The sequence below is a fragment of the Zoogloea oryzae genome, assembly GCF_030161255.1.
GTDB classification, from domain to species: domain Bacteria; phylum Pseudomonadota; class Gammaproteobacteria; order Burkholderiales; family Rhodocyclaceae; genus Zoogloea; species Zoogloea oryzae.
The window spans coordinates 1-23,490 of the sequence record NZ_BSPX01000043.1 but is presented as its reverse complement, the minus strand read 5'-3'; the positions used below and the strand labels follow the sequence as shown (position 1 = coordinate 23,490).

Below are 23,490 nucleotides of genomic sequence, written 5' to 3'. Positions count from 1 at the left end.
CCGACAACGTCACACATCCAGATTCCGCGCATACAGCGCGTTTTCTTCGATGAACGCGCGGCGGGGTTCGACGTTGTCGCCCATGAGGGTGGCGAAGATTTCGTCGGCGGCGATGGCGTCGTCGATCTGGACGCGGAGCAGGCGGCGGACGGCCGGGTCCATGGTGGTTTCCCAGAGCTGCTCGGGGTTCATTTCGCCGAGGCCTTTGTAGCGCTGCTTGGAGATGCCGCGTTCGACTTCGGAGAGCATCCAGCTGATGGCGTCGGCGAAGCTGGTGACGACCTGCTGTTTCTCGCCGCGGCGCATGACGGCGCCCGGGCCGATGAGACCGGAGATGGACTCGGTGGCCTGGCGGATGGTGCGGTAGTCGCCGGAGCGCAGGAAGTCGCCGTCGATCTGGCTGACCTTGCGGTTGCCGTGGTGCATGCGAGCCAGATCGAGCGTCCAGGCTTCGGTGGCTTCGTTGTAGTTGGCTTCGATGGTGATGTCGGTGCCGACGGCGGCCTGCAGGCGGGCGGCGGAGTCGCGGGTGGCGGCTTCGTCGTCGACCGACAGGGGCAGGTCGGTGGCGAGCAGGGCGTGGAGGACGTCGGAGTCGATCCAGTCGGCAAGGCGGCGGATCACGCCTTCGGCGAGCAGGTAGGTGCGGGCGAGGCCGGCGAGGGCTTCGTCGCGGATCGGCTCGGCGCCTTCACGCGGGGTGAGGGCGGCGCCTTCAAGGCCGAGCTTGAGCAGGTGGGCGTTGAGCTCGTTGTCGTCCTTGATGTACATCTCGTTCTTGCCGTGCTTGATCTTGTAGAGCGGCGGCTGGGCGATGTAGATGTGGCCGCGCTCGACGAGCTCGCGCATCTGGCGGTAGAAGAAGGTGAGCAGCAGGGTGCGGATGTGCGCGCCATCCACGTCCGCATCGGTCATCAGGATGATGCGGTGGTAGCGGAGCTTTTCGGGCTTGAAGTCGTCGGCGCCGATGCTGGTGCCGAGCGCGGTGATGAGGGTGGTGATCTGCTCGGAGCTGATGAGCTTGTCGAAGCGGGCGCGCTCGACGTTGAGCACCTTGCCGCGCAGCGGGAGGATCGCCTGGAACTTGCGGTCGCGGCCCTGCTTGGCGGAGCCGCCTGCGGAATCACCCTCGACGATGTAGATCTCGCACAGGGCGGGGTCTTTTTCCTGGCAGTCGGCGAGCTTGCCGGGCAGGCCGACGCCGTCGAGCACGCCCTTGCGGCGGGTCATCTCGCGGGCGCGGCGGGCGGCTTCGCGGGCGCGGGAGGCTTCGACGATCTTGCCGCAGATGGTTTTGGCGTCGATGGGGCGCTCGAGGAGGAAGTCGGCGAGCTTTTGCGCGACGACTTCTTCAACCGCCGGGCGGGCTTCGCCGGAGACCAGCTTCATCTTGGTCTGGGAGGCGAACTTGGGGTCGGGCATCTTGACGGAGAGCACGCAGGCGAGGCCTTCGCGCATGTCGTCGCCGGAGATATCCACCTTGGCCTTCTTGGCGATCTCGTTTTCTTCGATGTACTTGTTGATGACGCGGGTCATCGCGGCGCGCAGGCCGGTGAGGTGGGTGCCGCCATCCGCCTGGGGGATGTTGTTGGTGAAGCACAGCACCTGTTCGGCGTAGCTGTCGTTCCATTGCATGGCCACTTCGACGGTGATGGGCACGCCGTTCTGGATGGATTCGCCGCTGGAGTGGAAGACGGTGGGGTGGAGCACCGACTTGGCGCGGTTGATGTAATCCACGAAGCCGGAGACGCCGCCCGCGAAGGCGAAATCCTCTTCCTTGCCGTTGCGCTGGTCCACCAGGCGGATCTTGACGCCGTTGTTGAGGAAGGACAGCTCGCGCAGACGCTTGGCGAGGATTTCGTAGTGGTATTCGACGGTGCCGAAGATCTCTTCGTCGGCGAGGTAGTGCACCTTGGTGCCGCGCTTGCTGGTTTCGCCGAGGACCTTGAGGGGGCTGGTCTCGATGCCGTCGACGACTTCGATGACGCGATCCACGGCGTGGCCGCGGTTGAACTCCATGAAGTGCTTGTGGCCGTCGCGGGACACGGTGAGGCGCAACCACTTGGAGAGCGCATTGACGCACGAGACGCCCACGCCGTGCAGGCCGCCCGAGACCTTGTAGCTGTTCTGGTTGAACTTGCCGCCGGCGTGGAGCACGCACATCACGATTTCGGCGGCGGAGCGCTTGGGTTCGTGCTTGTCGTCCATCTTGACGCCGACCGGGATGCCGCGGCCGTTGTCGGTGACCGAGATGGAGTTGTCGGCGTGGATGGTGATCACGATGTCGTCGCAGTGGCCGGCGAGGGCTTCGTCGATGGCGTTATCCACCACTTCGAAGACCATGTGGTGCAGGCCGGTGCCGTCGGAGGTGTCGCCGATGTACATCCCGGGCCGCTTGCGTACGGCCTCCAGCCCTTCGAGCTGCTGGATGCTGGATTCGTCGTAGTTGTCGGCGGCGGCGGGTTGTTGCGTATCGGACATGGTGTTCTCGGTTCTTCAGGTACAGCTTGGACGGCCCCTTGCGGGGCCTGGCAGACAGACAGCAGGCGGTGGATCAGATCCGCATGGGCATGACTACGTACTTGAAATCGGCGTTGTCGGCGAGGCCAAAGAGGGCGCTGGCGTTGCTGTCGTTGAAGCGGATCTCGATCTCGTTGGCGGCGACGTTGGTGAGCACGTCGAGGAGATAGGTGACGTTGAAGCCGATGTCCAGCGAATCGCCGCTGTAATCGACTTCGAGTTCTTCCTGGGCTTCTTCCTGCTCGGCGTTGGTGGACACCAGCTTGAGGCTGCCTTCGGAGAGCATCAGGCGCACGCCGCGGAACTTCTCGTTGGTGAGGATCGCCGCGCGCTGCAGGGCCTGCAGCAGGGCCAGGCGGCTGGCCTTGACCAGCTTGGGGTGGCCTTGGGGGATGACGCGCTCGTAGTCGGGGAACTTGCCGTCGATGAGCTTGGAGATGAGCTCGATGTTGCCGAAGCGGAAGACGATCTGATTGCCCACCAGGGTGACTTCGAGGGGATCGTCGGAATCGGCGAGCTGGCGGGCCAGTTCGACCACCGTTTTACGGGGCAGGATCACGTCGGTGCGGGCGTAATCGCCCACCAGCGGGGACGCCGCGTAGGCGAGGCGGTGACCATCGGTGGCGACCATCCGCAGCAGGTTGCCGGCGACCACCAGCAAGAGGCCGTTGAGGTAGTAGCGGATGTCCTGCTGGGCCATGGCGTACTGCACCAGCGCGAGCTGCTTCTTGAAGGCTTTTTGCGTGGTGGTGAAGCTGATGCCTTCGCCTTCGGGCGGGGACAGGCGCGGGTAGTCGGCGGCGGGCAGCGTCTGGAGCTGGAAGCGGCTCTTGCCGGCCTTGAGGGTGATGCGCTTGTCGTCGAGGGTGAGGCTGACGTCGGCGGTGTCGGGCAGGGCGCGCAGGATGTCCTGCAGCTTGCGGGCGCCAACGGTGATGGCCACGTCTTCGGTGCCGAGGGCGGCGGTGGTGCTGTTGCGGATCTGGATTTCGATGTCGGTGACCAGCAGGGTCAGCGCGTCACCCTTCTTCTCGATGAGGACGTTCGAGAGGATGGGCAGGGTGTGGCGTTTTTCGACGATGCCGGACACCGATTGCAGCGGGACGAGGAGGGCATCGCGGGGCGCGGTGAAGAGCAGCATGTGGTCAGGTCTCCGTATCGTTGTTCAGGGCCGGGGAGGTTAGGCGGGCCGGCATCTCAATCATGGCGAATTCAGGTTTCAGCCACGCAGCACCTGGGTGAGCACGTGCAGGTCGTGGTTGAGCTGGGTATCGGACAGGCGCAGCTCGGCGATGGTTCGGCAGGCGTGCAGCACCGTGGTGTGGTCGCGGCCGCCGAAGGCTTCGCCGATGGCGGGCAGGCTCATGGGCGTCAGATCCTTGGCGAGGAACATCGCCACCTGGCGCGGACGGGCGATCACGCGGGTGCGCTTCTTCGAGTGCATGTCGGCGACCTTGATCTTGTAGTAGTCGGCGACCGTCTTTTGAATGAACTCGGCGGTGAGCTGGCGGTTGTGGGCGTTGAGGAGATCCTTCAGGGCCTCCTTGGCCACTTCGAGCGTCACCTCGCGGCCGTGGAAGCGGGCGAAGGCAAGCACCTTTTTAAGGGCGCCTTCGAGCTCGCGCACGTTGGAGCGCAGGTTCTTGGCGATCAGGAAGGCCACGTCGTCGTCGAGCTGGATGCGCTCGACCTCGGCCTTCTTTTTAAGGATGGCGACCCGCATCTCGAGCTCGGGCGGCTCGATCTGCACCGTCAGGCCCCAGTCGAAGCGGGAGATCAGGCGATCCTCGAGGCCCTGAACGTCCTTCGGGTAGGTGTCGCTGGTGATGATGATCTGCTTCTTGGCCTCGGTGAGGGCGTTGAAGGCGTGGAAGAACTCTTCCTGCGTCCGGTTCTTGTTATTGAAGAACTGGATGTCGTCGATGATCAGCACGTCCAGCGAGCGGTAATAGCGCTTGAAGACGTCGAAGGATTTTTGCTGGTAGGCGCGCACCACGTCGGCGTAGTAGTCCTCGGCGTGCACGTAGCGGATCACCTTGCGCGGATCGTGCTTGAAGACGTAGTTGCCCAGCGCGTGGATCAAGTGGGTCTTGCCGAGGCCCACGCCGCCATAGATGAACAGCGGGTTGTACGAAACGCCCGGGTTCTGGGCGACCTGCAGCGCCGCGGCACGGGCGAGGTCATTCGCGCGGCCGGTGACGAGAGTGTCGAAGGTGAAATCGGGGTTGAGACGGGACTTGTCGTAATTGGCCGCCTCGATGCTCACCGGCGCTTCGGGCATCACCGGACGGGCGACCGGTGCGGGCGCGGCGGGGGCCGGCATTGCAGCGGGCGCAGCAGCGGTAGCGGCAGGCGCCGCCGAAGCCATCGACGGCGGGGGAGATGCTGCACGGCGCGGACCGCCGGCCGGCGCCAGGCCGACCTCGATCGTCGGGATACCGCCGAAGTATTCTTCGCCCAGCTCCTCGATGCGCCGCAGGTAGCGATCACGCAGCCACTGGCGATGGAAGTTGGACGGGGCGACCAGACGCACACCGGCCAGGTCCTCGCCTTGCAGTTCTTCAACGCGCAGGGGAAGTATCCAGGTCTTGAACTGCTGGGCGGGCAACTCCTGCTCCAGGCAGCTCAGGCAATGCGTCCAGAACGCGGCGCACTGGGACTGTGATGAGGCTTCTGACACGATGTACGGGTGGACTGGTTCGACGGCAGGATGCGCGCCGTTTCTCGTTCTTGATGGAACCCCGGGTGGTTTCCGGAGCCGGCCACAGCAGCGCGCAAAGTCGCCGGGCCAAACGCGTATTGTACCTGTGGACAGAAAAGTTATCCACAGCTTGCGGGCCCGCAAAACCACCCTCCGCAGCCCACCCCAGACAAGACCCCGCAAAACCTACTTGACAAACAGAGGGTTAACGTATGAAATTACGCGTTTGACTCAACTTTCCGGGCACGCAAAATGAAACGCACCTACCAACCGTCCGTCGTCCGTCGCAAGCGCACCCACGGCTTCCTGGTCCGCATGGCCACCCGTGGCGGTCGCAAGGTCATCGCCGCTCGTCGCGCCAAGGGCCGTCATCGTCTCGCCGTCTAAGGCCGCCGAGGCAAGCCTGGCCACCGCGGCAGCTTCCACCGCCTGCAACCATGCGGCAGCGGAAGATTCAAACCCGGCAGGATTCGGCTTCGACACGTCATTGCGACTGCACAAAACGGATGAATTTTCATCCGTTTTTGCTTTTCGGCGGGTGCTTCGCGGTTCCCACTTCGCGCTGCACTACTGTCCAAACCCGGACGGGACGCCGCGCCTTGGCCTGGTCGTCGCAAAGAAGCTTGCCAAACGGGCGGTCCAGCGCAATCTCGTCAAGCGCATCGGGCGCGACGTGTTCCGTCACGCCCGTGCAAGCTTGCCGCCCTACGATCTGGTGTTACGATTGTCGGCCAAGCTCGACAACGTGACGAGGCGTGCGATGCGCGACGAGATGATCGGTCTGCTGGGGCGCCTGCCCCGCAAATGAAGGCAGCGCCGTGAAAGCCGTCCTCCTCGCCCTGCTGCGCTGCTATCGTTACGCCGTCAGCCCGATGCTCGGACGCAACTGCCGCTTCGTGCCGTCCTGCTCCGAATACGCCCTCGAGGCCGTCGAACGCCACGGCGCGCTCAAGGGCGGCTGGCTTGCGACACGACGTGTGTGCCGCTGCCATCCGTTCAGTGGCGGCGGCTACGATCCCGTACCCTGAGCCCCGCCACCGCTCTCCGCCCAACCCTTCCTGACTCATACTCCGATGGATAACCGTCGCCTGATCCTCCTTCTCGTCTTCTCCTTCTCCCTGGTCATGCTTTGGGACGGCTGGCAGAAGCACAACCATCCCAAGGTGGAAGCCCCCGCCGCCAGCCAGACGGCCGGCGTGCCGACTCCGACGCCATCGGCCACCGCCGGCGCAGCCGCCGCGGTGCCGGGTCAGCCTGCCGCGACGCCCGCCGCCGCAGCAGCACCGAAGGCCGTCGTCCGCACCGACATCCTGGTCGCCGAGATCTCGGCCCAGGGCGGCGACATCGTCCGGCTCGAGCTCACCCAGCACAAGGCCACCGAAGACCGCAGCCGCAACTACGTGCTCTTCGACAACGGCGAGAAGCACAACTACGCCGCCCAGACCGGCCTGATCGGCAACGGCCTGCCCACCCACAAGACCCTTTTCAGCCTCGGTGCCCAGAACCTCGAACTGAAGGACGGCCAGGATGCGGTCACCCTGCGCCTCGACGCCCCGGCCACCGCCGACGGCATCAAGGTTGCCAAGCTGATCACCTTCCACCGGGGCAGCTACCAGGCCGAGGTGAGCTACGAGATCACCAACGGCAGCGGCGCACCCATCGCGCCCCACGCCTACTTCCAGTTCACCCGTGACGGCAAGCCGGCCGAGCAGCCCGGCGGCTTCGGCGTCCAGACCTTCACCGGCCCGGCGTTCTACACCGAAGCCGAGAAGTACCAGAAGGTCAGCTTCGAGGACGTCGCCGCCAAGAAGGCCAAGTTCGTCACCAAGTCTGCCGATGGCTGGGCCGCAATGGTTCAGCACTACTTCGTCGCCGGCTGGGCGCCCGCTTCGGGCGAGCGCGAGTTCTTCGCCAATCAGGTCAGTTCCGATCTGTACTCCGCCGGCGTGATCCTGCCGGTGGCCGCCATCGCCCCGGGCCAGACCGCCAAGCTCGAAGTGCCGCTGTACGCCGGCCCGCAGGAGCAGTCCCGCCTCGAGCAGTTCGCCAAGGGCTTCGACCTGGTGGTGGACTACGGCTGGCTCACCATCATCGCCGCGCCGCTGTTCTGGGTGCTCGAGTGGTTCCACAAGCTCACCGGCAACTGGGGCTGGGCCATCATCCTCGTCACCATCGCGCTGAAGGCGGTGTTCTTCCCGCTGTCCGCCGCCAGCTACAAGTCGATGGCCAAGATGAAGACCCTCGGCCCGCGCCTGCAGCGCATGAAGGAGCAGTACGGCGACGACAAGATGAAGCTGCAGCAGGCGATGATGGATCTCTACAAGCGCGAGAAGGTCAATCCGCTGGGTGGCTGTCTGCCGATCCTGATCCAGATTCCGGTGTTCATCGCCCTCTACTGGGTGCTGCTGGGCGTCGTCGAGATGCGCGGCGCGCCGTGGCTGGGCTGGATCCAGGATCTGTCGGTGCAGGATCCGTACTACATCCTGCCGCTCATCATGGGCGCCACCAGCTTCATCCAGACCAAGCTCAACCCGGCTCCGCCCGATCCGATCCAGGCCAAGGTGATGATGATGATGCCCATCCTCTTCACCTTCATGTTCCTGTGGTTCCCGGCCGGTCTGGTGCTCTACTGGGTGGTCAACAACACCCTGTCGATCCTCCAGCAATGGCAGATCAACCGGATGATCGAAGCCGGTGGCAAGACCGCCGAGTGACGTCATCGCCGCGATTGCCACCGCCCCCGGGCGCGGTGGCATCGGGGTGGTCCGGATTTCCGGGCCGAATCTCTCCGCCCTTGCCGCCACCCTCGGCGGCAAGGTGCCCGAGGCGCGCGTGGCCTGTTTCACCCGCTTTCGCAGCGCGGATGACGGGCTTATCGACGAAGGCCTCCTCCTCTACTTCCCGGCGCCCAACTCCTTCACCGGCGAAGACGTCATCGAACTCCAGGGCCACGGTGGCCCAGTGGTCATGCAGTTGCTGCTGGCCCGCTGCCTCGAGCTCGGCGCCCGACTGGCCGAGCCCGGCGAGTTCACCCGCCGCGCCTTCCTCAACGGCAAGCTCGACCTGGCCCAGGCCGAAAGCGTCGCCGACCTCATCGAAGCCTCCACCGCCGCCGCCGCCCGCTCGGCCGTGCGCTCCCTCACCGGCAGCTTCTCGAAGGAAGTCCACGGCATCGTCGAGCGTTTGATCGACCTGCGCATGCTCGTCGAGGCCACGCTGGATTTCCCCGATGAAGACGTGGACTTCCTCGCCGAAGCCCGAGCGCTCGAACGCATCCAGACCATCGCCAGCGAACTCGAAGCCCTCCTCGACCGCGCCCGCCAGGGCAGCCTGCTGCGCAGCGGCCTGCACGTGGTGCTCGTCGGCCAGCCCAATGTCGGCAAGTCCAGCCTGCTCAACCGCCTCGCCGGCGAAGAGCGCGCCATCGTCACCGACATCGCCGGCACCACCCGCGACGCCCTGCGCGAAACCATCCAGATCGAAGGCATCCCGCTCCACATCACCGACACCGCCGGCCTGCGTGACACCACCGACGAAGTGGAGAAAATCGGCATCGCCCGCACCTGGCAGGAGATCGAACGCGCCGACGTGATCGTGCGGCTGGTGGACGTGCGCGCCGGCCTCACCGATGCCGACGCCGCCATCGACGCCCGCCTCCCCGCCGGCGTCGAGCGCATCACCGTCTTCAACAAGGTGGACCTCGCTGGCCACGACGCCAAGCGGGTGGACGCCGACGGCGCCGTGAGCCTGTATCTCTCCGCCAAGGCCGGCCAGGGCATTGAGCTGCTGCGGGCCGAACTGCTCCGCGTGGCCGGCTGGCATCGCCACGGCGAAGACATCATCCTCGCCCGCGAACGCCACCTCATCGCCCTGCGCGAAGCCCTCGCCTGCATCCACCGCGCCCTCGACAACCGCCACGCCCTCGAACTGATGGCCGAGGAACTCCGCCTCGCCCAGGAAGCGGTGAACGAGATCACCGGCGAGTTCACTCCCGACGATCTGCTGGGGGTGATCTTCTCGCGGTTCTGCATCGGCAAGTAAGCCGGCCCCAACCGCGCAGCCCCAGACCCAAGCCCGCCACAGCGCGGGCTTTTTGTTGCCCAGCCGAATCGGCACCGCACCTCGCGGCACTGCTTACAAAACCACACGACTCGTTACAGCCCGGATGCGGGATCCCGGATACAGTGACTTTCACTTGCACACGGGCACCGCGCCCCCGGCTGTCAGCCGATTCCCACGAAAGCATCCGTCCTGCCCTACAGCCGCCGGAACGCTCAAAAGCCAGACTGAGATCACATCCCACCCTGCGTGGGCTTAGCGTGAAGGAGCACATCATGAAAAGAATCACCGCAGGTCTCGCCGCCGTTGCCGCCGCCCTCACTTTTTCCGGCTGCGCCAACATGTCGCCCCAACAACGCAACACAGCCATCGGCGCAGCAGTCGGCGGCGTCGCCGGCTCCGTCCTGACGGGTGGCAGCTCGGTGGGCACCGTCGGTGGCGCGGCTGTCGGCGGGGTCATCGGCAACCAGATCAAGAAGTAAGCCGCCGCGCATCCTGCATTCCCTACTCCCTGTTTGGCCCGGCTGACGCCGGGCCTTCTTTTTTCGCAGGCGTTCCGGCTTGGTTCACAATAGGATCCTCTCGAATGGAGGATCTGCGATGACCTGGAACCCCGACCGCTACCTGCAGTTCTCCGACGAACGCCTGCGTCCGGCGGTCGACCTGCTTGCCCGAATTCCCCTCGCCCAGCCCGTCCAGGTCGTCGACCTCGGATGCGGCGCAGGCAACGTCACACGCCTCCTCGCCAGCCGCTGGCCCGGCGCCCAGATCACCGGACTGGACAGCTCACCCGAGATGCTCGAGCGCGCCCGCGCCGCCCTGCCCGAAGCCCGCTTCGAACTGGCCGGAGTCGAGAGCTGGGCGCCGGAAGACCCCCTCGATCTGCTGTTTTCCAACGCCGCCCTGCACTGGGTGGGCGACCATGCGACGCTGTTCCCCCGCCTCCTCGACCAGCTCGCGCCCGGTGGCGTGCTGGCCGTGCAGATGCCCGGCAACTTCGAGGCGCCGTCCCACCGGTTGATCCGCGAACAGGCCGCCGCGCCAGCGTGGGCCGATCGCCTGGGCGATGCGCGCATGGGCGCGGTGCTCCCCATGGCGGACTACCACCGAATCCTCTCCCCCCGTTGCAGCCGCCTCTTCCTGTGGGAAACCATCTACTGGCAGGCCATGCAGGGCGAGCACCCTGTGCTCGACTGGCTCAGAGGCACGACCCTCGTGCCTTACCTCTCGCGCCTCGACGAAGCCAGCCAGGCCACCTTTCTCGCCGAGCTCGGCCCACGCCTCGCTGCGGCCTATCCGGCCGACGCCGACGGCACCGTGCTGTTCCCATTCCGCCGCATCTTCATCATCGCCCAGGCATGACCGACCCCCTGTTCACCGAAGCCGCCCGCCTCATCGCCGGTGCGGACGCCCTCATCATCGCCGCTGGCGCCGGCATGGGCGTGGATTCCGGACTGCCGGACTTCCGCGGCAATACCGGCTTCTGGCGCGCCTATCCAGCCCTCGCCGAAGCCCGCATCGCCTTCGAGGAAATCGCCAGCCCCGACGCCTTCTCGCGCACCCCGACCCTGGCCTGGGGCTTCTACGGTCACCGTCTCAACCTCTACCGGCGCACCCGCCCGCACCCCGGCTTCTCCATGCTCAGGCAGATCAGCGCGGCCTTGCCCGGCGGCAGCTTCGTGTTCACCTCCAACGTGGATGGCCAGTTCCAGTGCGCAGGTTTCGGAGAAGATCGCATCTGCGAAGTCCATGGATCCATCCATCACCTCCAGTGCATGAACGGCTGCGGCGAAGCCATCGTCCCTGCCAACAACTTCTCGCCGGAGGTAGACGACAGCGCCTGCCTGCTCCGCTCTCCCCTGCCCCGCTGCCCCACCTGCCGGGGGTTGATGCGGCCCAACGTGCTGATGTTCGGCGACTGGGGATGGCTCGGGCGCCGCACTACCGGCCAGCGCCAACGCCTGGAAACCTGGCTCCACACCACGGCCCGTCCGGTGGTGATCGAGATCGGTGCCGGCAGCCACGTGCCGACGGTTCGCTGGTTCAGCGAGACCCTCGGCGTGCCGCTGATCCGCATCAACCCGACCGAGCCCGACATCCCGGGCCGCGGCGTGAGCCTGGCCTGCGGCGGACTCGAAGCACTCTCCGGTATCCACGCGGCGCTACTTGCCCAGGGTTTTCTCTTCCCCTGAGCTTGTTTCACGTGAAACAGCAGTGATCGAACTCCCGTTCCTGCTCCTCGGTATCGGCGCGTTCTGCGCCGGGCTGGTGGATGCCGTCGTCGGTGGCGGCGGTCTGATCCAGATCCCCCTGCTCTTCTCCACCTTTCCCCAAGCCGGCGCCGCCACGCTGTTTGGCACCAACAAACTCGCCAGCGTGGTGGGCACGGCCAGCGCCGCACTCCAGTACAGCCGCAGGGTCGTGATTCCCTGGCAGATTGCCGCTCCTGCGGCTATCGCTGCTGCAATCGGATCATGGTTTGGCGCCAGGGCAGTGGTGCTCTTTCCGCCTGAGGCCCTGCGTCCGCTCATCCTCGTGCTACTGATCGCCGTCGCGACCTACACTTTCATGCGCAAGGATTTCGGCGTCCAGAGGCGCGTGCTGGCTCATGATGCCCAACCCGCTATCCGCGCCCTCGCGATCGGCAGCACCGTCGGTTTCTACGACGGATTCTTCGGCCCAGGCACCGGCAGCTTTCTGATCTTTCTTTTCATTCGTTTGCTGGGGATGGACTTCCTGCTCGCCTCGGTATCAGCGAAGATCGTCAACGTCGCCACCAACCTCGCTGCAATCGCCTTCTTTGTGGGCACAGGCGCGGTATTCTGGAAAGTCGCGGCGGTGATGGCGGCCTGCAACCTGCTCGGCTCCAGGGTCGGCACTGCCCTCGCGCTCCGCCACGGCGCGGCGTTCATCCGCAAGGCGTTTCTGGTTGTCGTGGTGATACTGATCCTGCGCTTTAGCGCCGATACATTCCTGGGCTGAACACCCCTGCAGAGGAGGCTGTTTCACGTGAAACACTTGCCGACGATCGCCCTCCCCCTGTCCGACGACGCCGCGCTCCACGTCGTTCGCGCTGCACCCGCTATCGAACACACCAGCCCGCTCCAGCACATCTCGGTCGAATCGACCACGAGCTTCGGCAAGCTCTATACGCTGGATGGCGACGCCATGGCCTCCCAGGCCGACGAGTTCATCATCCACGAGAGCCTTGTCCACTTGGCAGCCCTCAGCCATCCGGCACCCCAGCGGGCAATCGTGCTGGGCGGCGGCGACGGCGGCAGCACGCGGGAGCTGCTCAAGCATCCATCCATCAGCCACGTCACCATCGCCGAACTCGACCCTGCGGTGGTCGATACCATTGCCACGCAGCTGCCGTCGCTCCCCGCTGGCGCCTTCGATGACGCCCGTGTGCGCCTCCTGTTTGGCGACGCAGCGGCAACCCTCACCGCCTGCCACGCAGCCGGCGAGCGTTTCGACCTGATCCTGTTCGACCTCACCCAGTCCGATCATCCCGCCTGCGCCCACCTGCACAGCGACAATTTTCTGCGAATCTGTGCCGCAAGCCTGACCGGGCAAGGTATCGTCCACGTCCAGCTCGGATCGCCCTTTCACCAGCGCCAGCAGGTGACGACGGTGTTCCAGCGGCTCAAGGATGTGTTTGCCACCCCGACGCCAGCCCTGATCGACGTACCCCTTTACGGTGGCCCCTGGCTCCTCGCCCGGGCGCGCAACACCCCGGCGCCGGATGCCGATCTCGCCACGCTCACCGAGCGCCTCGCGGCCCGACGCATCACCGGCCTGCGCTACTACAATCCGGCCCTGCACCTCGCCTGCAGCGCCCTGCCCAATTACGTGCTCGACAGCCTCACCTGACACCATGACCGACCAACCCCGCAGCCGCCGTCTCGTCGCGGCCCCGTCCCGCCTGCCTGAAGACAGCCTGGCCTACGCCCTCGTCACCGCCGCCGGGCTCATTGCCGACGTCGTGGGCGGGCTCACCCTCACCGACGCCCTGGCCACCCTGTGGGCCCGCCGTCCCGACACCCCGCCGGGCGTCCGCGGCGCGATCCTCGACCTCGCCTACGGCACCCTGCGCGACTACGGCCGGCAGGATTTCATCCTCGACCAGCTCCTGCAGAATCCCCTGCCCGAGCCCGTCCAGTCGCTGCTGCGCGTCGCCCTGCACCGCCTCGACACCCGTCCGGACACCGCCCACACCACCGTCGACCAGGCTGTCGAAGCCGCCGCCACGCTGCTCGAAGGCAAGTTCAAGGGCGTCGCCAACGGCGTGCTGCGCAACGCCCTGCGCCAGGCCACCGAGCTGCGCGCAGCCGCCGACGCCGACATGGTCGCCGAGCACCGCCACCCGCCCTGGTGGATCCGTCGCCTGAAAACCCAATACCCCAAGGACTGGCGTGCCATCCTCGTCGCCGGCAACACTCACCCGCCGATGGCCCTGCGCGTCAATTCGTTGCGCAGCTCCCGCGACGAGGTGCTGGAGAGCTTTGCCGACGCCAATCTGCCGGTGCGCGTGCTCGCCAACGGCACCCTGATCCTCGAAAAGCCGGTGCCCGTCGGCCGCCTGCCGGGCTTTGCGGAAGGCTGCCTCAGCGTGCAGGATGCGGGCGCCCAGTTCGCCGCCCAGCACCTGGATGTGGATGACGGCCAGCGCGTGCTCGACGCCTGCGCCGCCCCCGGCAGCAAGACCTGCCACATCCTCGAACTCGCCGACGTGGAGCTCACCGCCCTCGATACCGACGCCAGCCGCACCCGGCGCATCAGCGAGAACCTCACCCGCCTGGGCCTGTCCGCCACCGTCAAGGCCGCCGACTGCCGCAACCTCGATGCCTGGTGGGACGGCCGTCCCTTCGACCGCATCCTCGCCGACGTGCCCTGCTCCGCCTCCGGCGTGGTGCGCCGCAACCCGGACATCAAGTGGCTGCGCCGCGGCGGCGACATCGCCCGCTTTGCATCCCAGCAGGCCGAGATCCTCGAAGCCCTGTGGCGAGTCCTCGCGCCGGGTGGCAAAATGCTCTATGCCACCTGCTCGGTGTTTGCCGAAGAGAACGGGGAGCAGATCGCCGCCTTCGCCGCCCGCCATCCCGATTGCCGCCGCCTGCCCATTGGCGGACAGCTCGACTGCCAGTACCTGCCTTGCACCGACCATGACGGATTCTTCTACGCGCTCCTCGAGAAAGCCGCCTGATCGCCTCCGCCGGCGCTGGCTGAGGGGTCTGCTCGCGGCCGGCCTCGTCACCGGGCTGGGCGCTGGTGCCGGGCCGGCGCTTGCCGCCGAGGCCGAGATCCGCAACATCGTCCTGCAGCCCAGCGACGACCAGTACATCCTCAACGCCGACGTCGTCGCCGAACTCACCCCACTGCTGGCCGACGTGGTCGGCCGGGGCGTGTCGCTGTACTTCATCACCGAATTCGAACTCACCGCCCCCCGCTGGTACTGGCTGGACGAGGAGATCATCACCCGCTCCCTCACCTACCGGCTGTCCTACCAGTCGCTCACCCGCCAGTACCGCCTCACCACCGGCGCGCTCCACCAGAACTTCACCAGCCTCGACGAAGCCATGCGCACCATGCTGCGCATCCGCAACTGGGGCATCGCCGACAAGGGGGCCCTGAAGATCGGGCGCAGCTACAACGCCGCCCTGCGTTTCCGGCTGGACGTGGGTGAGCTGCCCAAGCCGCTGCAGGTCAGCGCCCTCGGCCGCAAGGACTGGAACCTCGCCTCCGACTGGTATCGGTGGACCTTCATGCCCCCCACCCGCGACAGCAAATGAGACCCACTGTCCTCATCGTCTGCGCGGCGATCTCCGGCATCCTGCTGTTCCTGCTCGCCACGGCCAGCGCCAACACGCCCCTCTTCGCCCGCAACTACACCCTGCTGATCGGCCTCAACGGCATCATCGCGCTGGTGCTCGCCGGGCTGGTGTTCGTCCAGCTGCGCAGCCTGTGGCTGGAGTACAAGGCCCGCCGCTTCGGCTCCCGGCTCAAGCTGCGCCTGATGGCGATCTTCGCCGCGATGGCAGTGGTTCCCGGTGCGCTGGTGTATGCGGTGTCGCTGCAGTTTGCGGTGAAGAGCATCGAGTCGTGGTTCAACGTACGGGTGGATGCGGCCCTCGAAAGCGGCCTGCAGCTGGGCCGGGCAACCCTCGACATCCTCCTCGACCAGCTCGCCACCAAGGCCGACCAGATGGCCATCGAGCTCGAGCTGGCGCCCCAGGTCCGCTCCCCGCTCCTCAATCGCCTGCGCGAACAGGCCAACGTCGAATCGGCCACGGTGTTCTCGCCCACGGGCAAGATCGTCGCCACCGCCGAAACCGAGCTCGGCACCCTGATCCCCGAACAGCCCACCACCGCTCAACTCCGCCAGGGCCGGCAGACATCCGGCTACCGGGCCGCCGAGGGCCACGGCGCCGAAGGTCTGGTGCTACGGGTGATCGTGCCCATCCCGTCCCGGCGCCTGATCGAGCCCCAGCTCCTGCAGGTCACCCAGCAGGTGCCCAGATCCTTCGCGATGCACGCCGACAGCGTCGAGACGGTGCACCGGGATTATCAGGAGCTCTCCGTCGCCCGCAACGGCCTCAAGCGCATCTACACCCTCACCCTGACGCTCACCCTGCTGCTGGCCCTGTTCGCCGCGGTGGCGGTCGCCTTCGTGCTCACCCGGCGCCTCGCCGCGCCGCTGTTCATCCTGGCCGAAGGCACCCAGGCCGTCGCCGCCGGCGACTTCTCGCCCCGCCAGGCCCTGCCCGCCCGGGACGAACTCGGCGTGCTCACCCAGTCCTTCAACCAGATGACCCGCCAGCTGCAGGACGCCCGCGCCCAGGCCGAAGCCAACCGCGCCGCCGTCGAACGCAACCGGGCCTATCTCGAGAGCGTCCTCGCCAACCTCTCGGCGGGCGTACTGGCCTTCTCGCCGGACGGCCACCTGCGCGCCGCCAACCACGGCGCGATGACCATTCTCAACGACGAGCTGCAGGACTACGAGCGCCTGCGCGTCCACGACTGGAACACCCACGCCGCCTTCCGCGACGCGCTGGTGGCCGGCTTCGAGGGCACCGAGGACGACTGGAACCGCCAGATCGAATTCTCCAACCCCGACGGCAGCACCCAGACGCTCCTCCTCCACGGCACCCGCCTGCCCGAGAGCACCGGCGGCGGCTTCGTGGTGGTCTTCGACGACATCACCCAGCTCATCGCCGCCCAGCGCAACGCCGCCTGGGCCGAGGTCGCCCGCCGGCTCGCCCACGAGATCAAGAACCCGCTCACCCCGATCCAGCTCTCCGCCGAGCGCCTCCAGTTCAAGCTCGCCGACCGCCTCGACGAAGAAGGCCGGAGCATGCTCGAACGCTCCACCACCACCATCGTCAATCAAGTCGAGGCGATGAAGAACCTGGTCAACGCCTTCCGCGACTACGCCCGCCTGCCCACCCCGGTGATGGCGCCGGTGGACCTGAACGCCCTGGTGCGCGACGTGCTGGCCCTCTACGACGGCTCGCGGGTGATGATCCACGCCGAACTCGCTGCCGAAACCCCGCCCGTGATGGGCGACGCCAGCCAGCTCCGGCAGGTCATCCACAACCTGCTGCAGAACGCCGAGGACGCCCTCTCCGACAGCGACTCGCCCGAAATCTGGCTGTTGACGCGATCCGATGCCCGGCGGGTAGACTTGATCCTGCGCGACAACGGCCAGGGCTTCCCGCCCGAGATCCTGTCCCGAGCCTTCGAACCCTACGTGACCACCAAGGCCCGCGGCACCGGCCTCGGCCTGGCCATCGTCAAAAAAATAATCGACGAACACGACGGCGAGATTCGTCTCGCCAATCGAGAAACCGGTGGAGCGGAAATCCGCATCCGCCTGCGCAGCGCCCCTCAAACAGAGTCACCAGCCCATGGCTAAAATTCTCATCGTTGACGACGAAGTCGGCATCCGCGAACTCCTGTCCGAGATCCTCCGCGACGAAGGGCACGACATCGTGCTGGCCGAAAACGCCGCCGCCGCCCGGGCCGCCCGCAACGCCGCCCGGCCGGATCTCGTGCTGCTCGACATCTGGATGCCCGACACCGACGGCGTCAGTCTGCTCAAGGAATGGTCGGCCAACGGCCAGCTCACCATGCCCGTGGTGATGATGTCCGGCCACGGCACCATCGACACCGCCGTCGAAGCCACCCGCATCGGCGCGATGGAGTTCCTCGAAAAGCCCATCGCCCTGCAGAAGCTCCTCGCCGCGGTGAAGCGCGGCCTCGCCCGCATCAAGCCGGCCAACGCCCCCAGCCCCCTGGGCCTGGGCGCGTTCTCCCGCTCGGTGCCGCTGCGCGACCTGAAGAAGCGCCTGGAGCAGATGGCCGACAAATCGCGGGTGATCCTGCTTCGCGTCGGCCCCGGCAGCCTCGCCGAGCTCTGTGCGCGCTCGCTCCAGCGGGTCGGCACGCCCTGGCTCGATCTTTCCCTGTCGTCCCAGCCGCTGGAGCTCGCCACCCTCGAGGGCGCCCGCAACGGCCTGCTCTACGTGCCCGAGCTGATCTACCTGTCGCGCCCCCAGCAGAAGAACCTCGTCTTCGCCATGGACCGCCTGGAGCGCCACGGCCAGAGCCTGGTGGTGGCCACCGAGCACCGCCCCGAAGAGCTCGTCGAACACGGCTGGGACGAGCGCGTGCTGGCCCGCCTGTTCGAGGTCTCCCTCGCACCGCCGTCCCTCGGCGAGATCCGCGACGAGATCCCCGAGATCGCCAGCCAGATCCTGCTCCATTACGTGGAAGCCAGCGAGGTGCCCGCCCGCCGTCTGTCCTCCGCCGCCCTCAACGCCCTGCGCAACCGCGCCTGGCCCGGCGGCTACGGCGAACTCAAGGCCGCGGTCAAATCCCTGGCGCTGGGCACCCTTGAAGAGGAGATCGGGATGGACGACGTCGCCCACCTGCTCGGCAAGACGCCCTCCTCCGCCCTCGGCCTGCCCCTCGACCTGCCCCTGCGCGAAGCCCGCGAGATTTTCGAGCGCCTGTACTTCGAGCACCACCTGCAGCTCGACGGCGGCAACATGACCCGCCTGGCCGAGAAGACCGGCCTCGAACGCACCCACCTGTACCGCAAGCTCAAGCAGCTGGGCATCAGCGTCGGCAAGCGTCACGATGAGCACGGCAGCTGACCGGCTGCCTGACGGAAAACAACACGTCCCGGCCCCCACCGGGAGGAGACAACGATGAAGATCATCATCCTGGGCGCCGGCCAGGTCGGCACCTCCGTGGCCGAAAGTCTGGTCTCCGAGGCCAACGACATTACCGTCGTCGACAGCAACATCGAGCACCTCAACGCCCTGCAGGAGCGCCTCGACCTGCGGGTGGTGCCGGGCAACGGGGCGTCGCCCTCGATCCTCGACGCCGCCGGCGCCGGTGACGCCGACCTGCTGATCGCCGTCACCCAGTCGGACCAGACCAACCTGTGTGCCTGCCGGGTGGCCAAGAGCCTCTTCAACGTGCCCACCCGCATCGCCCGCCTGCGCGCCGCGGACTACGAAGACCACCCGGAGCTCCTCGACGACAGCAACTTCGCGGTGGACCACTCCATCTGCCCCGAGCAGATCGTCACCGACTACATCCGCAAGCTGATCGAGTTCCCCGAAGCCCTGCAGGTGCTGGAGTTCGCCGACGGCATGGTGACGATGATCGCCGTACGCGCCTTCGAAGGCGGCCTGCTGGTCGGCAAGCCCCTCAAGACCATCCCCCTGCGCCTGCCCACCATCGACGCCCGGGTGGCCGCCATCTTCCGCCGCGAGCAGCCCATCGCACCCCATGGCGACACCGTCATCGAAAGCGGCGATGAAGTCTTCATCCTGGCCGCCACCTCCCACATCCGCAAGGTGATGTCCGAGCTGCGCCGGATGGACACCCCGATCCGCCGGGTCATCATCGCCGGCGGCGGCAACATCGGCATGCGCCTCGCCAAGGCCATCGAGAAGACGGTTCACGTGAAGCTCATCGAGCACGACCGGCGCCGCGCCGAGGTCCTCGCCACCGGGCTCGAACGCACCCTGGTGCTGCGCGGCGACGCCACCGACGAAGCCCTCCTCGACGCCGAGAGCATCGAGGAGACCGACATGTTCCTCGCCCTCACCAACGACGAGGAAGACAACATCATGTCCGCGTCGCTGGCCAAGCAGATGGGCGCGCGGCGCACCCTGGCGCTCATCAACCGCAAGTCCTACGTGGATCTGGTGCAGGGCGGACGCATCGACATCGCCATCTCGCCGGCCCAGACCTCCATCGGCCAGCTGCTCGCCCGGGTCCGCCGCGGCGACGTGGCCGCCGTGCACAGCCTGCGCCGGGGTGCCGCCGAGGCGCTGGAGATCGTCGCCCACGGCGACGCCAAGCACTGCAAGGTGATCGGCCGGCGCGTCGACGAACTCGACCTGCCCGACGGCGCCACCATCGCCGCCATCGTCCGCAACACCGGCCAGAGCCGCACCGAATACAAGGAGCTGGTGCCCTACGAGGTGCCCATCTTCGAAGTCATCATCGCCCACCACGACACCGTGATCCGCGCCGAAGACCACGTCATCATCTTCTGCACCAGCAAGAAGCTCGTCGCCAAGGTCGAGAAGCTGTTCCAGGTCGGCTGGGGGTTCTTCTGATGGACGCCCTGCTGCCCGTCGCCAACGTCCTCGGTCGCCTGCTGTCGATCTTCAGCTTCGCCTACCTGATGCCCATCGCCGCGGCGATCTACTTCGACGACGGCACCACCGCCGACTTCGTCGCCGCGATGGTGATCTCCCTCGGCAGCGGCCTCATCCTCTACGCCGTCACCCGCGCCCACTACCGCGAGCTCAAGCCCCGCGACGGCTTCCTGCTGGTGTCCACCGTGTGGGCGCTGATGGCGGCGATCGCCACCATCCCGCTGCTCCTGGTGTACGACACCATGAGCTTCACCGACGCCTTCTTCGAAACCATGTCGGGCCTCACCACCACCGGCTCGACGATCATGACCGACCTCGACCACGCGCCGCCCGCCATCAACCTGTGGCGGCACGAGCTCAACTGGCTGGGCGGGATGGGCATCATCGTGCTGGCGGTGGCCGTGCTGCCGCTGCTGGGCGTGGGCGGCATGCAGCTCTACAAGGCCGAAACCCCGGGCCCGATGAAGGATTCCAAGCTCACCGCGCGCATCGCCGACACCGCCAAGGCCCTGTGGCTGGTGTATTTCCTCATCACCGTCGCCTGCATCCTGCTCCTGTGGTGGGCCGGCCTGTCGTGGCTGGATGCCATCTGCCACGCCTTCGCGGCGCTGGGCCTGGGCGGCTTCTCGACCCGCGACGCCAGCGTCGGCGCCTTCGACAACCCGATGGTCGAGTTCATCCTGATCGTCTTCATGGTGATCGCCGCGATGAACTTCGCCACCCACTTCATCGCCCTGCGCGGCCGCGATCTGCGGGTGTACTGGCAGGACGTGGAGGCCCGCGGCGTGGTCGGGCTGATCGTCGCCTCGTGCTTCGGCGTGGCGCTCTACGTGTGGCTCGAAGGCACCTACGAGGACTACCCCACCGCGCTCCGCCACGTCAGCTTCAACCTCGTCTCGATGGCCACCGACTGCGGCTTCGCCAGCCAGGATTTCGACAAGTGGCCGGTCTTCGCGCCCCTGTGGATGCTGTTCCTGTCGTGCATCACCGCCAGCTCCGGCTCCACCGGCGGCGGCATCAAGATGATCCGCACCCTCATCCTCGCCAAGCAGGCCAACCGCGAGCTCACCCGACTCATCCACCCGGCCATCGTCAATCCGGTCAAGGTCGGCGGCGGCATCATCCCCAACAACGTGGTGATCGCCGTCCTCGGCTTCATCTTCCTGTACTTCATGAGCGTCGTGATGCTGGTCTTCGTGATGATCCTATCGGGGCTGGATTTCATGACCTCCCTGGGCGCCATCGTCGCCAGCATCAACAACGCCGGCCCCGGCCTCAACAAGGTCGGCCCCGCCACCAACTACGCCGTGCTCACCGACTTCCAGACATGGGTGTGCAGCTTCACCATGCTCCTGGGCCGCCTCGAGGTGCTCTCCCTCGCCGTGGTGTTCACCCCGCAGTTCTGGCGTAAATAGAGAATGGGTATTGGGGAGTCGGCAGTGGGTTCAACCCCACGCCCACTCCCCACCTCCCACTCCCTACTCCCCATTACCCACTCCCCAAAAAAGCGGATAATCCCGCCTTTGCCGCCTAGCGCGGCCCCTGCCTGTCGAGGATTTCAAGTGAGCCGTCCGAAGAACGATACCTTCCTGCGCGCCCTGCTGCGCCAGCCCACCGACTACACCCCCCTGTGGCTGATGCGCCAGGCCGGGCGCTACCTGCCCGAGTACCGCGAGACCCGCAAGCGCGCCGGCAGCTTCCTCGACCTGTGCAAGAACCCCGGCCTCGCCTGCGAAGTCACCCTGCAGCCGCTCGCCCGCTACAACCTCGACGCCGCGATCCTCTTCTCCGACATCCTCACCGTGCCCGACGCCATGGGCCTGGGCCTGTACTTCGCCGAAGGCGAAGGCCCCAAGTTCGAGCGTCCGCTGAAGGAAGAATGGGAGATCCGCAACCTCGCCGTGCCCGATCCCAACCTCGAGCTCGGCTACGTGATGGACGCCGTCGCCGAGATCCGCCGCGCACTGGATAACTCCGTGCCGCTGATCGGCTTCTCCGGCAGCCCCTGGACGCTCGCCTGCTACATGGTCGAAGGCGGCGGCTCGGACGACTACCGCAAGGTCAAGGCGCTGCTCTACAGCCGCCCCGATCTCATGCACCACATTCTCGGCGTCACCGCCAAGGCCGTTACCGCCTACCTCAACGCCCAGATCGAAGCCGGCGCCCAGGCCGTGATGATCTTCGACTCGTGGGGTGGCGTGCTGGCCCACGACGCCTACAAGGAATTCTCCCTCGCCTACACCCGCCAGATCGTCGCCGGCCTCACCCGCGAGAAGGACGGCGAGAAGATCCCGTGCATCGTCTTCACCAAGGGCGGCGGCCTGTGGCTGGCCGACATCGCCGACAGCGGCGCGGATGCCGTCGGCCTCGACTGGACGGTGGACATCGGCGCCGCCCGCCGGCTGGTGGGCGACAAGGTTGCGCTGCAGGGCAACCTCGACCCGGCCGTGCTGTTCGGCACCCCGGAAGCCGTCGCCGCCGAGACGAAAAAGGTGCTCGATTCCTTCGGCCCCCACAACGGCCACGTCTTCAACCTGGGCCACGGCATCTCCCAGTTCACCCCGCCCGAGAACGTCACGGTGCTGGTGAACACCGTGCACGAACACAGCCGCAAACTGCGCCAGCAAGGCGCGTGAGACGACTGTGACGTTCCACCGGAATGGCCGGCAGACGCCGGCCATTTTGTTTCCGCCCGCCGCATGCGGGGGCGCTGGAAACCGGCCCGTCAAGCACTAAATTTGCAATTCAGGGCTTGACTTGTGCACAGCGCCACCTTTTGTTTCACAAAGGTTGCAGCCCAAGCGTACGCACCTGGCTTAAAATTTAAGTCATTGTTTTAAAACACTTAATTATTTGACCCGGATTTAGGCAAAGTAGGGCCAGGGCTTGCCGGCAGCGGGTTTTGCGAGGCTTTACCCAAATTTCCCACAAAGTTATCCACAGATTTTGTGGACAACGGAAAATACCCCCGCGACCCCAAGGGTTTCAAAAATGTTTCCGATCTTCGGTCTTATCAAAACTTTGTAAGTCACTGATTTAATTAAAAACCTTAAAAAACCCGCAGATCCCAGGCCATGAGCCCCGCCATCGTCCGCGTCGCCCTTCCCGTCCCGCTTCCCCAATGCTTTGATTACACGGCAGAAAACGTCACGGCTGGGGATCTGGGGCGATGCGTGCGGGTGCCCTTCGGGCGGGGCGAGAAGACCGGGCTGATCGTCGACCTGCCCGACGCCGCCGATCTGCCCATCGAACGCCTCAAGCCGGTGATCGCCATCCAGCGCGAAGCCCCCGCCCTGCCCGCCGACTGGCTGGCCCTGGTCGACTTCGCCGCCCGCTACTACCAGCACCCGCTCGGCGAAGTCGTGGCGATGGCCCTGCCGCCGCGGCTGCGCAAGGCCGACGCCGTGGCCGGCGCCGAGGCCGACCCGCTCCTCGACCTCACCGATCTCGGCCGCGAGGCCCTCGCCACCACCAAGCGCGAGAGCCGCGCCCTGGCCCTGCTGCGTGACATCACCACCCACGGCCCGC

General features: G+C 66.5%; 21 protein-coding genes. 18 read left to right on the top strand and 3 right to left on the bottom strand.

Features of this window, described 5'->3' with window-relative positions:
• Positions 1–9: 9 nt before the first annotated feature.
• The 3 genes from gyrB to dnaA form a co-directional block, all read right to left on the bottom strand.
• Positions 10–2,481, bottom strand: a complete 2,472-nt coding sequence (gene gyrB / locus QQK25_RS14215; protein ID WP_284188507.1) for a DNA topoisomerase (ATP-hydrolyzing) subunit B — start codon at positions 2,479–2,481, stop codon at positions 10–12.
• A gap of 73 nt (positions 2,482–2,554) precedes the next feature.
• A complete protein-coding gene (dnaN, locus tag QQK25_RS14210) occupies positions 2,555–3,661 on the bottom strand; it encodes a DNA polymerase III subunit beta (protein ID WP_284188506.1) in 1,107 nt (368 codons plus the stop codon).
• Between the two features lie 78 nt (positions 3,662–3,739).
• Complete coding sequence (dnaA, locus tag QQK25_RS14205; protein ID WP_284188505.1) at positions 3,740–5,200, bottom strand: chromosomal replication initiator protein DnaA; 1,461 nt, start codon at positions 5,198–5,200, stop codon at positions 3,740–3,742.
• A gap of 273 nt (positions 5,201–5,473) precedes the next feature.
• Between dnaA and rpmH the strand changes: the two genes are divergently transcribed.
• From rpmH to QQK25_RS14115, 18 genes are all read left to right on the top strand, one after another.
• Positions 5,474–5,608, top strand: a complete 135-nt coding sequence (rpmH, locus tag QQK25_RS14200) for a 50S ribosomal protein L34 (RefSeq protein WP_079434516.1) — start codon at positions 5,474–5,476, stop codon at positions 5,606–5,608.
• A complete protein-coding gene (rnpA, locus tag QQK25_RS14195) occupies positions 5,547–6,029 on the top strand; it encodes a ribonuclease P protein component (protein ID WP_284188504.1) in 483 nt (160 codons plus the stop codon). Before rpmH ends, rnpA begins: the two co-directional genes overlap by 62 nt.
• A gap of 10 nt (positions 6,030–6,039) precedes the next feature.
• Positions 6,040–6,249 carry a membrane protein insertion efficiency factor YidD gene (yidD, locus tag QQK25_RS14190; protein WP_153163502.1) on the top strand — a complete coding sequence of 70 codons (210 nt, stop codon included), beginning with the start codon at positions 6,040–6,042 and terminating at the stop codon, positions 6,247–6,249.
• 45 nt (positions 6,250–6,294) lie between these two features.
• On the top strand, positions 6,295–7,935 hold the full coding sequence (gene yidC, locus QQK25_RS14185; protein WP_284188503.1) for a membrane protein insertase YidC: 1,641 nt from the start codon (positions 6,295–6,297) through the stop codon (positions 7,933–7,935).
• Positions 7,916–9,262, top strand: coding sequence for a tRNA uridine-5-carboxymethylaminomethyl(34) synthesis GTPase MnmE (mnmE, locus tag QQK25_RS14180; protein WP_284188502.1), 1,347 nt, complete (start codon positions 7,916–7,918; stop codon positions 9,260–9,262). The genes yidC and mnmE overlap by 20 nt, the downstream gene beginning before the upstream one ends.
• A 293-nt stretch (positions 9,263–9,555) precedes the next feature.
• Complete coding sequence (locus QQK25_RS14175; protein WP_284188501.1) at positions 9,556–9,762, top strand: YMGG-like glycine zipper-containing protein; 207 nt, start codon at positions 9,556–9,558, stop codon at positions 9,760–9,762.
• A gap of 118 nt (positions 9,763–9,880) precedes the next feature.
• Positions 9,881–10,642, top strand: a complete 762-nt coding sequence (gene tam, locus QQK25_RS14170) for a trans-aconitate 2-methyltransferase (protein ID WP_284188500.1) — start codon at positions 9,881–9,883, stop codon at positions 10,640–10,642.
• Positions 10,639–11,472, top strand: a complete 834-nt coding sequence (locus tag QQK25_RS14165; RefSeq protein WP_284188499.1) for an SIR2 family NAD-dependent protein deacylase — start codon at positions 10,639–10,641, stop codon at positions 11,470–11,472. Before tam ends, QQK25_RS14165 begins: the two co-directional genes overlap by 4 nt.
• Positions 11,473–11,497: 25 nt before the next feature.
• Positions 11,498–12,262 (top strand): sulfite exporter TauE/SafE family protein, encoded by a 765-nt coding sequence (locus QQK25_RS14160; RefSeq protein ID WP_284188519.1) that lies wholly within the window; start codon positions 11,498–11,500, stop codon positions 12,260–12,262.
• Between the two features lie 27 nt (positions 12,263–12,289).
• Complete coding sequence (locus QQK25_RS14155; RefSeq protein WP_284188498.1) at positions 12,290–13,153, top strand: fused MFS/spermidine synthase; 864 nt, start codon at positions 12,290–12,292, stop codon at positions 13,151–13,153.
• A gap of 4 nt (positions 13,154–13,157) precedes the next feature.
• A complete protein-coding gene (gene rsmB, locus QQK25_RS14150) occupies positions 13,158–14,486 on the top strand; it encodes a 16S rRNA (cytosine(967)-C(5))-methyltransferase RsmB (RefSeq protein ID WP_284188497.1) in 1,329 nt (442 codons plus the stop codon).
• Entirely contained in the window at positions 14,446–15,072 is a 627-nt protein-coding gene (locus QQK25_RS14145; protein WP_284188496.1) for a DUF4390 domain-containing protein, read from the top strand. Before rsmB ends, QQK25_RS14145 begins: the two co-directional genes overlap by 41 nt.
• A complete protein-coding gene (locus QQK25_RS14140) occupies positions 15,069–17,195 on the top strand; it encodes a sensor histidine kinase (protein WP_284188495.1) in 2,127 nt (708 codons plus the stop codon). Before QQK25_RS14145 ends, QQK25_RS14140 begins: the two co-directional genes overlap by 4 nt.
• A complete protein-coding gene (locus QQK25_RS14135; protein ID WP_284188494.1) occupies positions 17,188–18,438 on the top strand; it encodes a sigma-54-dependent transcriptional regulator in 1,251 nt (416 codons plus the stop codon). Before QQK25_RS14140 ends, QQK25_RS14135 begins: the two co-directional genes overlap by 8 nt.
• 54 nt (positions 18,439–18,492) lie before the next feature.
• Positions 18,493–19,920 carry a Trk system potassium transporter TrkA gene (gene trkA / locus QQK25_RS14130; RefSeq protein ID WP_284188493.1) on the top strand — a complete coding sequence of 476 codons (1,428 nt, stop codon included), beginning with the start codon at positions 18,493–18,495 and terminating at the stop codon, positions 19,918–19,920.
• The gene (locus tag QQK25_RS14125) at positions 19,920–21,377 is read left to right on the top strand and encodes a TrkH family potassium uptake protein (RefSeq protein ID WP_284188492.1); all 1,458 of its coding nucleotides are present in this window, start codon (positions 19,920–19,922) and stop codon (positions 21,375–21,377) included. Before trkA ends, QQK25_RS14125 begins: the two co-directional genes overlap by 1 nt.
• Positions 21,378–21,524: 147 nt before the next feature.
• Positions 21,525–22,598 carry a uroporphyrinogen decarboxylase gene (hemE, locus tag QQK25_RS14120; protein WP_284188491.1) on the top strand — a complete coding sequence of 358 codons (1,074 nt, stop codon included), beginning with the start codon at positions 21,525–21,527 and terminating at the stop codon, positions 22,596–22,598.
• 438 nt (positions 22,599–23,036) lie between these two features.
• Positions 23,037–23,490: primosomal protein N' family DNA-binding protein (locus QQK25_RS14115; RefSeq protein ID WP_498027233.1), on the top strand; the 454-nt coding region annotated here is incomplete at its 3' end.

Bases quoted from the DNA above. Each gene is read 5' to 3' on its own strand.
- gyrB (WP_284188507.1), bottom strand. From the start codon at position 2,481: ATGTCCGATACGCAACAACCCGCCGCCGCCGACAACTACGACGAATCC.
- dnaN (WP_284188506.1), bottom strand. From the start codon at position 3,661: ATGCTGCTCTTCACCGCGCCCCGCGATGCCCTCCTCGTCCCGCTGCAA.
- rpmH (WP_079434516.1), top strand. From the start codon at position 5,474: ATGAAACGCACCTACCAACCGTCCGTCGTCCGTCGCAAGCGCACCCAC.
- yidC (WP_284188503.1), top strand. From the start codon at position 6,295: ATGGATAACCGTCGCCTGATCCTCCTTCTCGTCTTCTCCTTCTCCCTG.
- QQK25_RS14175 (WP_284188501.1), top strand. From the start codon at position 9,556: ATGAAAAGAATCACCGCAGGTCTCGCCGCCGTTGCCGCCGCCCTCACT.
- tam (WP_284188500.1), top strand. From the start codon at position 9,881: ATGACCTGGAACCCCGACCGCTACCTGCAGTTCTCCGACGAACGCCTG.
- QQK25_RS14165 (WP_284188499.1), top strand. From the start codon at position 10,639: ATGACCGACCCCCTGTTCACCGAAGCCGCCCGCCTCATCGCCGGTGCG.
- rsmB (WP_284188497.1), top strand. From the start codon at position 13,158: ATGACCGACCAACCCCGCAGCCGCCGTCTCGTCGCGGCCCCGTCCCGC.
- QQK25_RS14145 (WP_284188496.1), top strand. From the start codon at position 14,446: ATGACGGATTCTTCTACGCGCTCCTCGAGAAAGCCGCCTGATCGCCTC.
- QQK25_RS14140 (WP_284188495.1), top strand. From the start codon at position 15,069: ATGAGACCCACTGTCCTCATCGTCTGCGCGGCGATCTCCGGCATCCTG.
- QQK25_RS14135 (WP_284188494.1), top strand. From the start codon at position 17,188: ATGGCTAAAATTCTCATCGTTGACGACGAAGTCGGCATCCGCGAACTC.
- trkA (WP_284188493.1), top strand. From the start codon at position 18,493: ATGAAGATCATCATCCTGGGCGCCGGCCAGGTCGGCACCTCCGTGGCC.
- QQK25_RS14125 (WP_284188492.1), top strand. From the start codon at position 19,920: ATGGACGCCCTGCTGCCCGTCGCCAACGTCCTCGGTCGCCTGCTGTCG.